The organism is Caulobacter sp. GW822-FHT07D08 (assembly GCF_058798735.1).
On the sequence record NZ_JBXAKU010000001.1, the window covers coordinates 754770 to 768210 of the forward strand.

At 69.3% G+C, this 13441-nt stretch carries 8 protein-coding genes; all 8 read left to right on the forward strand.

Annotation, left to right across the window (positions count from 1 at the left end):
* The 8 genes from AC1RJ9_RS03425 (at position 1) to pyk (ending at position 13436) form a co-directional block, all read left to right on the forward strand.
* Positions 1-2874, forward strand: a complete 2874-nt coding sequence (locus AC1RJ9_RS03425) for a tetratricopeptide repeat protein (protein ID WP_492834703.1) — start codon at positions 1-3, stop codon at positions 2872-2874.
* 233 nt (positions 2875-3107) lie between these two features.
* Entirely contained in the window at positions 3108-4571 is a 1464-nt protein-coding gene (zwf, locus tag AC1RJ9_RS03430; protein ID WP_492834701.1) for a glucose-6-phosphate dehydrogenase, read from the forward strand.
* A gap of 2 nt (positions 4572-4573) precedes the next feature.
* The gene (pgl, locus tag AC1RJ9_RS03435) at positions 4574-5281 is read left to right on the forward strand and encodes a 6-phosphogluconolactonase (protein WP_492834699.1); all 708 of its coding nucleotides are present in this window, start codon (positions 4574-4576) and stop codon (positions 5279-5281) included.
* A 5-nt stretch (positions 5282-5286) separates the two neighbouring features.
* A complete protein-coding gene (gene edd, locus AC1RJ9_RS03440) occupies positions 5287-7095 on the forward strand; it encodes a phosphogluconate dehydratase (RefSeq protein WP_492834697.1) in 1809 nt (602 codons plus the stop codon).
* A gap of 14 nt (positions 7096-7109) precedes the next feature.
* Positions 7110-8105, forward strand: a complete 996-nt coding sequence (gene glk / locus AC1RJ9_RS03445) for a glucokinase (RefSeq protein WP_492834695.1) — start codon at positions 7110-7112, stop codon at positions 8103-8105.
* Between the two features lie 84 nt (positions 8106-8189).
* The gene (locus AC1RJ9_RS03450; RefSeq protein WP_492834693.1) at positions 8190-9209 is read left to right on the forward strand and encodes a LacI family DNA-binding transcriptional regulator; all 1020 of its coding nucleotides are present in this window, start codon (positions 8190-8192) and stop codon (positions 9207-9209) included.
* A gap of 302 nt (positions 9210-9511) precedes the next feature.
* Positions 9512-11980: a glycoside hydrolase family 3 protein gene (locus AC1RJ9_RS03455; RefSeq protein WP_492834691.1), complete on the forward strand. Its 2469-nt coding sequence runs from the start codon at positions 9512-9514 to the stop codon at positions 11978-11980.
* A gap of 25 nt (positions 11981-12005) precedes the next feature.
* On the forward strand, positions 12006-13436 hold the full coding sequence (gene pyk, locus AC1RJ9_RS03460; RefSeq protein WP_492834689.1) for a pyruvate kinase: 1431 nt from the start codon (positions 12006-12008) through the stop codon (positions 13434-13436).
* The last annotated feature ends 5 nt before the right edge of the window (positions 13437-13441 follow it).

Consider the following 13441-nt stretch of genomic DNA (forward strand, 5'->3'; position numbering starts at 1 on the left):
ATGACCCTTCGCCAGCTCCTGCGCTCCAGCGTCGCCGCCGCGGTCATCGCGGGGACGCTGGCGCCGTCCGTGTACGCCGCGCCGCCGCCGCCCGCGGCGCGCGCGTCGCTGGACGTGCGCGTGGCGCAGGCGGCGGACTTCTCGCGCATCGAGTTCCACTGGAGCGGCGGCGCGAAGCTGGTTTCGCATCGCGAGGGCCAGACCCTGGTGCTGCGGTTCAGCCGCGACGCCAATCCCGATCTCTCGACCCTGAAGATCGCGCCGCCGCGCTGGCTGAAGGCCTCGGAGGCCCGCCACATCAACGGCGCGCTGGAAATTGTCATTACACTGACGGATGACGCCGACGCCCGGCTCGGCAACGCCGACGGTGTCGACTTCGTCAATCTGTTCGCCCGTCCCGGCGCGCCGCCGGCCAGCCAGACGCCGGCGCCGGCCGCCCCGATCGGCCGTCCCAATCCGATGCCCGCGGGCGGCGTGGTCAAGGTCGGCTTCGACCGTGAGGACCAGCAGGTCACGCTGTCGTTCGACTGGGCCGCTCCGGCCGGCGCCGCCGTCTTCCGGCGCGGCGAGGCGGTGTGGATCGTGTTCGACACGCCCGCGCGGCTGGATATCTCCAAACTGCCGTCGTCCAGCATCCGCTATTCCAAGATCCAGGCCCTGAGGGGCGCGGACTACGCGGCGCTGCGCATCGTCACCCCGTCCGGCACGCCCTACGGGGCCGAAGGGCAGGGTGGGTTGTGGAAGATCAGCCTGGGTCCGGGGACGCAGGAAGCGCCGGACGTCATCAAGGTGGCGCGCGACGAGAGCGTGCGCCCGGCCACCCTGTCGGCCGCCGTCTCGGGCGTCACCAAGCCGGTCTGGGTCGACGATCCCGCCGTCGGCGACAAGCTTATGGTGGCCCCGGCCCTGGCGCCGTCCAAGGGGCTGCCGTCGCGCCGAGACTATGTCGAGATGGCGCTGCTGCAGTCGGCGCAGGGCTTGGCCGCCGAGGCCTATGCCAGCGACCTGGTGGTCCAGGCCAGCGGCGACCTGCTGCGCATCGGCCGCCCCAAAGGCCTGATCCTCTCGCCGATCTCGGCCAACACTCCGCCGGAAGCCGCCGCCGCCGGCGCGCCGCAGCCGATGTCGATGCCCGCCCTGATCGACCTCGACAACTGGCCCAAGACCGGTTCGGGCGGCTTCCTGGCCCGCTACAACGCCCTGCAGGGCGCCGTCGCCGCCGCGCCGGATGGCGAGGGCAAGGACAGCGACCGCGCCGCCCGCATGTCGCTGGCCCGCTTCCTGGTCGGCTCGCAGATGTCGTTCGAGGCGATCGGCGTGCTCAACGCCGCGGGCCGCAAGCACCAGACCCTGCTGGGCGACGCCGAGTTCCGCGGCCTGCGCGGCGTGGCCAAGGTGTTCGCCGGCCGCCTGACCGAGGCCGACGCCGATTTCTCCTCGCCCGTGCTGTCCGACGATCCGTCCAGCGCCCTGTGGCGTGGCTACATCTCCGCCAAGCAAGGCCAGTGGGCCGACGCCCGCGCCAAGTTCGCCGGCGGCGGCCGGGCCCTCGATCTGTTCCCGCCGACCTGGCGCGCGCGCTTCCTGCACGCCCAGGCCCAGGCCGCGCTCGGCGTCGGCGACGTGACCGGCGCGATGCAGCTGATCAACCAGGCCCTGGCCGTGCCCAAGGTCCCGGTCGAGGACCAGCTGGACATCCGCCTGACCCAGGCTCGCGCCTTCGAGGCCAAGGGCGAGAAAGTCCGCGCCCGTCGCATGTTCGAGGCCATCGCCAAGGCCCCGTACGACCGCATCGCCACCCCGGCCATGCTGCACGCGACCGAACTGGGCTACGCCAAGGGCCAGATCACCGCCCAGAAGACCGCCGAGACGCTGAACCAGTTGCGCTATCGCTGGCGCGGCGACGGCGTCGAACTGGAGGTGATCCGCTCGCTGGGCCGTCTCTATATCGACCAGGGCCGCTATCGCGAGGCGCTGGAAGTGCTGCGCTCGGCCGGCCGCCAACTGCCCGACCGCCCCGAAGCCGTGGCGCTGCAGAACGACCTGTCGAACACCTTCCGGCAGTTGTTCCTGCAGGGCCTGGCCGACGGCATGCAGCCGGTCCAGGCCGTGGGGCTGTTCTACGACTTCCAGGACCTGACTCCGATCGGCGCCGACGGCGACCAGATGGTCCGCAATCTGGTGCGCCGCCTGGTCGACGTCGATCTGCTGGACGACGCCGGCAAGCTGCTGAAGTACCAGGTCGACAACCGCCTGAACGGCGTGCCCAAGGCCCAGGTCGCCACCGACCTGGCCTGGATCTACCTGATGAACAAGAAGCCGGAGGACGCGCTGGACGCGATCAACGCGACCCGCACCACCATCCTGCCGCCGGCCCTGAATGTCGAACGGCGCCTGGCCACCGCCCGCGCCCTGATGGGCCTGGGCCGCTTCGACGACGCGCTGGAGCTGATCGACAAGGACAACAGCCGCGACGGCCAGGAGATCCGCGCCGAGATCGCCTGGAAGCAGCACACCTGGCCGACGGCCGGGGCGCTGTACGAACGCTCGCTGGGCGACCGCTTCAAGACCCCCGGCGCGCTGAGCGCGGGCGACGAAGCCCGCCTGCTGCGCTCGGCCGTGGCCTACAGCCTGGCCGACGACGACGCCTCGCTGGCCCGCCTGCGCGCGCGCTGGTCGGGCTTTGTCGACAGCGCCGGCAACCCTGACGGCCTGCGCGTCGCGTTGCAGGGCATGAACGTCGAATCGCTGTCGCCCTCGGACTTCAGCCGGGTCACCGCCGACAACGAGGCCTTCAACGGCTGGATCGGGCGGATGAAGGACAGGTTCCGCACCGGCCAGCCCGCCGGCTCGCCCGCCCGCGCGGGCAAATAGGGCAGGGGCTTCCACGGAAAGCCGTTTCTGGCCGGATGACGAGGCACGACCGCCCTCTCGCCGGCCCGCGTCATCGAAAATTCACCCGCCAAAAGCCGATTGGTCTTATGGCGGGCGCCAGGCGTTTAGCCTAGTTAGGGCCGGCGCGAAGGCCCGGAGGGGCTGGCGGCTGGCGAGCGCTTGCCTTTCCGTCGCAAGCATGTCATGACAACGTTGTCATAGGGTGGACGACATTGGCTAAGAAGAACCAAGACGCCGATAACGGGCGCGAAGTGCTGGTGCTGCTGGGCGGAGCGGGGGATCTGGCCCTGCGAATGCTGTTGCCTTCGCTGTATTTCCTGGAAGTCGACCGACTGCTACCGCATGACCTGCGCATCGTCGGCGTGGCCCGCGCGGACCATACGCCCGAGAGCTACAAGGCCCTGGTCCGCGAACAGCTGGGCAAGCGCGCCACGGTGGAGGAGGCGGCCTGGAACCGCCTGGCCGCGCGTCTCGACTATGTCGCCGTCGACATTACCAAGGAAGAGGACACCAAGCGTCTGGCCGATCGGATCGGCCCGCATGGGACCATGGTCATCTTCTTCTCGCTGTCGCCCAGCCTGTACGGCGCGGCCTGTGTGGCGCTGCAAGCCGCCGGCCTGACGGGCCCGACCACGCGCCTCGTTCTGGAAAAGCCGATCGGCCGCGACCTGGAAAGCTCCAGGAAGACCAACGCCGCGGTCGGCGCGATCGTCGACGAAAGCCAGATCTTCCGGATCGACCACTATCTGGGCAAGGAGACGGTCCAGAACCTGACCGCCCTGCGCTTCGCCAACGTGCTGTTCGAGCCCCTGTGGGACCGCAACACCATCGACCACGTGCAGATCACCATCGCCGAGACCGAGAAGGTCGGCGACCGCTGGCCCTATTACGACGAGTACGGCGCGCTGCGGGACATGGTGCAGAACCACATGCTGCAGCTCCTGTGTCTGGTGGCCATGGAAGCGCCGTCGGGCTTCGACGCCGACGCCGTCCGTGACGAGAAGGTCAAGGTTCTCCGCAGCCTGCGTCCCTTCACGCGCGACAGCGTCGCCCATGACACCGTGCGCGGCCAGTACGTGGCCGGCGTCGTCGAGGGCTCCGCCCGGGTCGGCTATGTCGACGAAGTCGGCAAGCCCACCAAGACCGAGACCTTCGTGGCCATGAAGGTGGCGATCGACAACTGGCGCTGGGACGGCGTGCCGTTCTTCCTGCGCACCGGCAAGAACCTGCCCGACCGTCGCACCCAGATCGTCGTGCAGTTCAAGCCACTGCCGCACAACATCTTCGGCGCGGCGACCAGCGGCGACCTGTGCTCGAACCGTCTGGTCATCGACCTGCAGCCGGACGAGAACATCATCCTGACCGTGATGAACAAGCGCCCGGGCCTGTCGGAAGAGGGCATGCGCCTGCAGTCGCTGCCGCTGTCGCTGTCGTTCAGCCAGAGCGGCGGCCGCCGCCGCATCGCCTATGAGAAGCTGTTCCTGGACGTCTTCCGCGGCGACAGCACGCTGTTCGTGCGCCGCGACGAGGTCGAGGCCGCCTGGAAGTTCATCGACGACGTCTCGGCCGCCTGGGCCGACGCCAATATCGAGCCGGCGCACTACGCGGCGGGCACCTGGGGGCCGCAGTCGGCGCAGGGTCTGATCTCGCCCGGCGGTCGGTCCTGGAAGGCGTGATCATGGCCCAATCCTCGCTTCCCAAGCCCGAGATCGAAGCCTTCCCAACCCGCGAGGCGCTCTATGACGCGGCCGCCTCGACCATCGTCGAGGCCCTGACCACGGCCGTGGCCGAGCATGGCCTGGCCGGCTTCGCGGCGACGGGCGGCTCCACGCCGGCTCCGGTCTATGATCGCCTGGCGACCCTGACCGCGCCGTGGGACAAGGTCATGGTCACCCTGACGGACGAGCGCTGGGTCCCGCCGACCGATCCCAGCAGCAACGAAGGCCTGGTGCGTCGTCACCTGCTGAGGGGGCGCGCGGCCGGCGCCGGCTTCTCGCCGCTGTATTTCGAAGGCGTCAGCCATGAGGAGGCGGCGCTGAAGGCCCAGGCCGGCGTCGCGTCCGCCACGCCGTTCGGCGCGGTGCTGCTGGGCATGGGTCCTGACGGCCACTTCGCCTCGTTGTTCCCGGGCTCGCCGGTGCTGGCGCGCGGTCTCGACCCTGAGTCCGACCGCCTGGTGCTGGCCGTGCCGCCGGGCGATCCGGCCCCGGACATTCCCCGGATCAGCCTGACCTTCCAAGCGTTGACCCAGTCGGCGCTGATCGTGCTGCTGATCACCGGCCAGGCCAAGCGCGCCCTGCTGGACGGCGAGGTCGACCCGACCCTGCCGATCGCCGCCATTCTGAACCAGGACCGCGCCAAGGTCCGCATCCTCTGGGCGGAGTAATCGCCATGAGCCTGAACCCGGTCATCGCTGAAGTCACCGCCCGCATCGTCGAGCGCAGCAAGGACAGCCGCGCGGCCTACCTTGCCAACATGCAGCACGCGATCGACAGCCAGCCGGGGCGGGCCAAGCTGTCCTGCGCCAACTGGGCGCACGCCTTCGCCGCCTCGCCGGGCGTCGACAAGGTCCGCGCCCTGGACCCGAACGCGCCGAACATCGGCATCGTCTCGGCCTATAACGACATGTTGTCGGCCCACCAGCCGCTGGAAGCCTATCCGGCGCTGATCAAGGCCGCGGCGCGTGAGGTCGGGGCCACCGCGCAGTTCGCCGGCGGCGTGCCGGCCATGTGCGATGGCGTCACCCAGGGCCGCCCGGGCATGGAGCTGTCGCTGTTCTCGCGCGAGATCATCGCCATGGCCACGGCCGTGGCCCTGACCCACGACGCCTTCGACGCAGGCCTCTACCTCGGCGTCTGCGACAAGATCGTGCCGGGCCTGGTGATCGGCGCCCTGACCTTCAGCCACCTGCCGGCCCTGTTCGTGCCCGCGGGTCCGATGACTTCCGGTCTGCCGAACTCGGAAAAGGCCCGCATCCGCGCCCTCTACGCCGAGGGCAAGGTCGGCCGCGCCGAACTGCTGGAAGCCGAGCAGGCCAGCTATCACGGCCCGGGCACCTGCACCTTCTACGGCACGGCCAACACCAACCAGATGCTGATGGAGCTGATGGGCTTCCATCTGCCCGGCTCCGCCTTCGTGCATCCGAACACGCCGTTGCGCGAGGCCCTGGTCAAGGAAGCCGCGCGCCGCGCGGCCGCCGTGACCAACAAGGGCAATGAGTTCATCCCGGTCGGCCGGATGATCGACGAGAAGTCGATCGTCAACGGCGTGGTGGGCCTGATGGCCACCGGCGGCTCGACCAACCTGGCCCTGCACATCGTCGCCATGGCCCACGCGGCCGGCGTCCAGCTGACGCTGGAGGACCTGGACGACATCTCCAAGGCCACGCCTTTGCTGGCCCGCGTCTATCCGAATGGCGCGGCCGACGTGAACCATTTCCAGGCCGCCGGCGGCATGGCCTTCATCATCCGTGAGCTGCTGAAGGCCGGTCTCGTCCACGAGGACGTCCAGACCATCGCCGGCCCCGGCCTGTCGCTCTACGCCCAGGAGCCGCACCTCGAGGACGGCGTCCTGAAGTGGCGCGAGGGCGCGACCGAGAGCCTGGACACCGCCATCGTCCGCCCGGTCTCCGATCCGTTCAGCCCCGAGGGCGGCCTGCGCCTGCTGGCCGGCAACCTCGGCCGGGGCGTCATGAAGATCTCGGCCGTGAAGCCCGAACACCACGTGATCACCGCCCCGGCCGCCGTGTTCCAGGAACAGGAAGACTTCATCGCGGCCTTCAAGCGCGGCGAGTTGGATCGCGACGTTGTGGTGGTCGTCCGCTTCCAGGGCCCGTCGGCCAACGGCATGCCGGAACTGCACAACCTGTCGCCGTCGATCTCGGTGCTGCTGGACCGCGGCTACAAGGTCGCCCTGGTCACCGATGGCCGCATGTCCGGCGCCTCGGGCAAGACCCCGGCCGCCATCCACGTGACGCCGGAAGCCGCCAAGGGCGGGCCATTGGCCTATGTCCAGGACGGCGATGTGATCAGCGTCAACGCCGAGACCGGCGAACTGAAGATCCTGGTGGACGAGGCGGTTCTGCGCGCCCGTACGCCAGCGAACGTCCCGGCGTCCAAGCCGGGCTTTGGTAGGGAACTGTTTGGATGGATGCGCAACGGGGTCGGCGCCGCCGACGCCGGCGCGTCCGTCTTCGCTTGAGGAAGCGCATCGTCATGGACGGCAATCACAGCGCGGGGCTCGGCCTCGTCGGCGACATCGGCGGCACCAACGCCCGCTTCGCCCTGGTCGAATTCGACGGTCAGGACCCGCGCCTGATCGAGCCGACCACCTACAAGGGCGAGGACTACGGCACGGCCGAGGACGCCATCGAGCACTACCTGCAAAAGGTCGGCGTCCGCCATCCCGACCAGGCGGTGGTGGCCGTGGCCGGGCCGATCGAGCACGGCTCGGTCCATATGACCAATCTTGACTGGCGGATCTCGGAGGACAGCCTGCGTCGCGCCGGCGGTTTCCGGAACGCCAAGCTGATCAACGACTTCACCGCCCAGGCCCTGGCCGCGCCGCGCCTGAGTCCCAAGGACCTGCGCCAGGTCGGTCATCTGCCGACTTCGGGCGAGGGGGATCTGGCCATCCTCGGTCCGGGCACCGGCTTCGGCGTCGCCGGCCTCGTGCGCCGTCACGGCCAGGAGATCCCGCTGGCCACCGAGGGCGGCCACGTGGCCTTCGCCCCGGTCGACGCGATCGAGATCGAGGTGCTGCGCGCCCTGACCAAGCAACTGGACGGCGGCCGCGTGTCGGTCGAGCGCATCCTGTCGGGTCCTGGCATGGAAGACCTGCACGTGGCCTTGGCAGAAGCCGAGGGGCGCAAGGTCGAGACCCTGGCCGCCAAGCAGATCACCGAGCGCGCGATCGAGGGCTGCGCCGACAGCCTGGCCACGGTGAACCGCTTCTGCGCGGTGCTGGGTTCGACGGCCGGCGACATCGCCCTGACCCTGGGCGCGCGCGGCGGCGTGTTCATCGCCGGCGGCATCGCCCCCCGGATCATCGACATCCTGGAGACGAGCCCGTTCCGCGAGCGCTTCGACGCCAAGGGCCGCCTGTCGCACTACACCCAGTCCATCCCGACCCACGTCATCCTGCATCCGCACACCGCCCTGATCGGCGCGGCGGTGGCGATGACGCCGGAGGGCAGGGCGGCGGTTTCGTAGTCATCTTCTTGGGCTCGCCATGACAACCCTGTCATGGCTTAGTATCCGCCACGCCGGAGAGAATCGGCGCGACGAGGGACGGAATTGAACGCCAAAGTCACGATCCACGATGTGGCCCGCGAGAGCGGAGTCTCGATCAAGACCGTATCGCGGGTCCTCAACCGTGAGCCCAACGTCAAGGCCGACACCCGGGACCGGGTGCAGGCCGCCGTGGCGGCGCTGAACTATCGGCCCAACATCTCGGCTCGCAGCCTGGCGGGCTCGAAGGCCTATCTGATCGGCGTCTTCTTCGATAACCCCAGCCCCGGCTACGTCACCGACGTCCAGCTGGGGGCCATCGCGCGGTGCCGGCAGGAGGGTTTCCACCTGATTGTCGAGCCGATCGACTCGACGGGCGACATCCAGGAGCAGGTCGAGCCGATGCTGGCCACCCTGCGGATGGACGGGGTGATCCTGACGCCGCCGCTCAGCGACCATCCGCTGGTGCTGGCGGCGCTTGAAAAGGCGGGCGTCGCCTATGTCCGCATCGCGCCGGGCGGCGATCTCGACCGCGCCCCATGGGTCAGCATGGACGATCGCCTGGCCGCCTATGAGATGACCAAGCACCTGATCGGGCTGGGCCATCGCGACATCGGCTTCATCATCGGCCACCCCGACCACGGCGCCTCGCACCTGCGCCACCAGGGCTTCCTGGACGCCATGCGCGACAGCGGCCTGATCGTCCGCGACGACCGGGTGGAGCAGGGCTTCTTCTCGTTCCGCTCGGGCTTCGACGCGGCCGAGAAGCTGTTGGGCGGCGCCGACCGTCCGACCGCGATCTTCGCCTCCAACGACGACATGGCCCTGGGCGTGATGGCCGTGGCCAACCGCATGCGCCTGGACCTGCCGGCCCAGTTGTCGGTCGCAGGCTTCGACGACACGCCGGGCGCCAAGATCACCTGGCCGCAGCTCACCACCGTGCGCCAGCCGATCTTCGCCATGGCCGGCGCCGCCGCCGACATGCTGATGCACGGCGTGGAACAGGAGGAGGGCGCGCCGCCGCCCTCACGGGTGCTGGACTTCGAGCTGGTGGTCCGAGAGTCCACCGGACAGGCGCCCCGCTAAGACGATGGAGTCGTTCGCTACGTGTTACCGCAATCATATTGAACTTGACAGCGCTGTCCCATCGGCGCGACATCAGTTCGATCAAGACGGTCGTCCACGAAGGCGGCGTCGGAGGAAACGCCAATGACTTCGCCCGACAGCGCCCGTCGCGTCGTTCTGTTCGACGCACGATCACTCCCCTCCAAGCGGGCCTGAACCGCTTTATCTTTCGCTCGGCGCGGTTTCCCGCAAGCGCCGCGTCGAGCGCTTTTCTCCCTCACCTCATTCGATCCGCCCGGGGCGGGCGCATTCTGGGAAGAACCATGTCCGTATCCAGCCTTGTCCGCGTGTCCGCCCTGGCCTTGATCCTGGCCGGCGGCCTGACGGGAACGGCCTTCGCGCAAACTTCGGCGGCGACCGCCCATCCGAGCGTCTGGCCCAAGGCCCACAGCCCGTCGACGATCACCGACGCCAAGACCGAGGCCTTCATCACCAAGCTGATGAGCCAGATGACCGTCGAGGAGAAGGTCGCCCAGACCATCCAGGCCGACGGCGCCTCGATCACGCCTGAGGAGCTGGCCAAGTATCGCCTGGGCTCGGTGCTGGTCGGCGGCAACAGCGCGCCGGACGGCAATGACCGCGCCACGCCCCAGCGCTGGGTCGAGTGGATCCGCGCCTTCCGCGCCGCGGCGCTGGAAAGCCGCGGCGGTCACCAGGAAATCCCGATCATGTTCGGCGTCGACGCCGTGCATGGTCACAACAACGTCGTCGGCGCGACGATCTTCCCGCACAATGTCGGCCTGGGCGCGGCGCGTGATCCGGACCTGATCCGCCGCATCGGCGAGGCGACGGCGCAGGAGATGGTCGCGACCGGCGCGGACTGGACTTTTGGTCCCACCGTGGCCGTGCCGCGCGACGAGCGCTGGGGCCGCGCCTATGAGGGCTATGCCGAGGACCCGGAAGTGGTGAAGGCCTATTCCGGTCCGATGACCCTGGGCCTGCAGGGGCCCTTGATCGCCGGCAAGCCGTTGGGCGCCAACCATGTGGCCGGCTCGGCCAAGCACTTCCTGGCCGATGGCGGCACCGTGGGCGGCAAGGACCAGGGCGACGCCCAGATCTCCGAGGCCGATCTCGTCCGTCTGCACGCCGCCGGCTACCCGCCGGCCATCGACGCGGGGATCCTGTCGGTGATGGTCTCTTTCTCCAGCTGGAATGGGGTCAAGCACACGGGCAACAAGAGCCTGCTGACCGACGTGCTGAAGGGGCGGCTGGGCTTCGAGGGCTTCGTGGTCGGCGACTGGAACGCCCACGGCCAGGTCGAGGGCTGCACCAACACCAACTGCGCCCAGGCCTATCTGGCCGGCATGGACATGATCATGGCCCCCGACAGCTGGAAGGGCCTCTACGACAACACCCTGGCTCAGGTGAAGGCTGGCCAGATCCCGATGGCGCGGATCGACGACGCCGTGCGCCGCATCCTGCGGGTCAAGGTCAAGGCGGGCCTGTTCGAGGACAAGCGCCCGCTCGAGGGCAAGTACGAACTGCTGGGCTCGCCCGCGCACCGCGCCGTGGCCCGCGAGGCGGTCCGCAAGTCGCTCGTTTTGCTGAAGAACGACGGCGTGCTGCCGCTGAAGAGCTCGGCCCACGTGCTGGTCGCCGGCGACGGGGCCGACGACATCGGCAAGGCCGCCGGCGGCTGGACCCTGACCTGGCAGGGCACGGGCAACAAGAACAGCGACTTCCCCAACGGCCAGTCGATCTATGCCGGCGTCACCGAGGCGGTGAAGGCGGGCGGCGGTAGCGCCGAACTGTCGGCCTCGGGCGACTTCAAGACCAAGCCTGACGTCGCCATCGTGGTGTTCGGCGAGAACCCCTATGCCGAGTTCCAGGGCGACATCGCCAATGTCGAGTACCAGCCGGGCGACAAGACCGACCTGGCCCTGCTCAAGAAGCTGAAGGCGGCCGGGATCCCCGTGGTCTCGGTGTTCCTCAGCGGCCGGCCGCTGTGGACCAATCCCGAGATCAACGCCTCGGACGCTTTCGTGGCGGCCTGGCTGCCGGGCTCGGAAGGCGGCGGTGTCGCCGACGTGTTGATTGGCGACAAGGTGGGCAAGCCGCGCCATGACTTCCGGGGCAAGCTCTCGTTCTCGTGGCCCAAGCGGGCCGACCAGGAGCCGCTGAATGTCGGCGACAAGAACTATGATCCGCAGTTCGCCTACGGCTACGGCCTGAGCTACGCCAAGCCCGGCAAGGTCGCGGTGCTGTCCGAAGACGCCGGCGTCGCTTCGACGGCGGCGGTCAATGTGGACCGCTATTTCGCCGCCGGCCGCGCGCCGCCGCCGTGGGCCCTGAACGCCAGCGGGGCCGTTTCGCTGAAGACCATCGACGCCGGCGCGCAGGAGAACGCCCGTCAGGCGACATGGAGCGGGGAGGGGGCCGGGAGCCTGACGATCGCCGGCCCGCCGGTCGATCTCTCGCGCCAGACCACCGGCGACATGGCGGTGACGATCCGGTACAGGGTGGATGCGTCCCCAGAGAAACCGGTCTCCCTGGGTTTGGCCTGTGGCGAATCCTGCGGTGCGACGGTAGACGTTACGTCAACGTTGTTAGGTGTGAAACGCGGCGAATGGCATACGGCCAAGATCAAACTTTCCTGCTTCAGGGCCAAGGGCGCGGACATGACGCATGTTTCGTCCCCCTTCGCGCTGTCCACCGCCGGGCGCATGACGTTGTCATTCACCGAAATCAGGCTGGCCTCCAACGAGGGCGACGCCTTCTGTCCGCCGGGCTGACCCAAGACCAGGAAGGAGCGACGGCATGATCCGCGCCCGTCGCTCGCGCATCGTCGCCACCATCGGTCCGGCCTCGAGCACGCCGGAAATGATCGTCACCCTGGCCAGGGCCGGGGCTGACGTCTTCCGCCTGAACTTCAGCCACGGCGCCCACGAGACCCACGCGGCCGTCTATGCGGCGATCCGCGAGGCCGAGAAGACCGTGGGCCGCCCGCTGGGCATCCTGGCCGACCTGCAAGGCCCCAAGCTACGCGTCGGCAAGTTCGCCGAAGGTCCGGTCATGCTGAAGGCCGGCCAGGCCTTCCGCTTCGATAGCGACCCCACCCCGGGCGACGAAACGCGGGTGCATCTGCCGCATCCGGAGATCCTGACCGCCATGCGGCCCGGCGCGACCCTGCTGCTGGACGACGGCAAGCTGCGCATGACCGTGACCGACGCCGGTCCGGGCTATGCCAACACCACCGTGGTCAATGGCGGCAAGCTGTCCGAACGCAAGGGCGTGGCGGTGCCGGACGTCGTCATCCCGATGTCGCCCCTGACGCCCAAGGACCGCGAGGACCTGGCCTTCGCGCTTCGCCTCGGCGTCGACTGGATCGCCCTGTCGTTCGTGCAGGCCCCGGAGGACATGGCCGAGCTGCGCCGGATCGTCGAAGGCCGCGCCGCCGTGCTGGCCAAGATCGAGAAGCCCCAGGCCCTGAAGGTGCTGGGTCCGATCCTCGACCTCTGCGACGGGGTGATGGTGGCCCGTGGCGACCTCGGCGTCGAAATGGCCCCGGAAGAGGTGCCGGTGGCCCAGAAGGAAATCCTGCGGGCGGCGCGCGAGCGCGGCATCCCGGTGATCGTCGCCACCCAGATGCTGGAGTCGATGATCAGCTCGCCGACCCCGACCCGCGCCGAAGCCTCGGACGTGGCCAATGCCGTCTACGAGGGCGCGGACGCTGTGATGCTGTCGGCGGAATCGGCGGCCGGCGACTATCCCGAAGAGTCGGTCTCGATGATGAACCGCATCATCGAGCGCGTCGAACGCGACCCGCGCTGGCCCGAGCTGATGCAGGCCGAACAGCGCCACGACGATGACGACGCCGACGTGCTGGTGGTCGCCGCCGCCGGCGCGGCCAAGTCCGGCTCGACCAAGTGCCTGGTAGCTTTCACCACCACGGGCGCGACCGCGCGTCGCCTGGCCCGCGAACGCCCGCTGCAGCCGGTCCTGGCGCTTTCGCCCGACATTAACGCCGTGCGCCGCATGACCCTGTGCTGGGGGATCGAGCCGCGCGTCAGCGCCCAGCCCGACAGCCTGGAGGTCGTGACCACCGACGCCTCGAGCAAGGCGCTGGAGCTGGGGCTCGTCGCGCCGGGCGAACGCCTGCTGGTCGTGGCCGGGACGCCGTTCGGCGCGCCGGGCGCCGCCAACCTGCTGCGGCTGGCCCACGCGCCCGCGCCGTCTCGCCGGCGCTAGCCCCG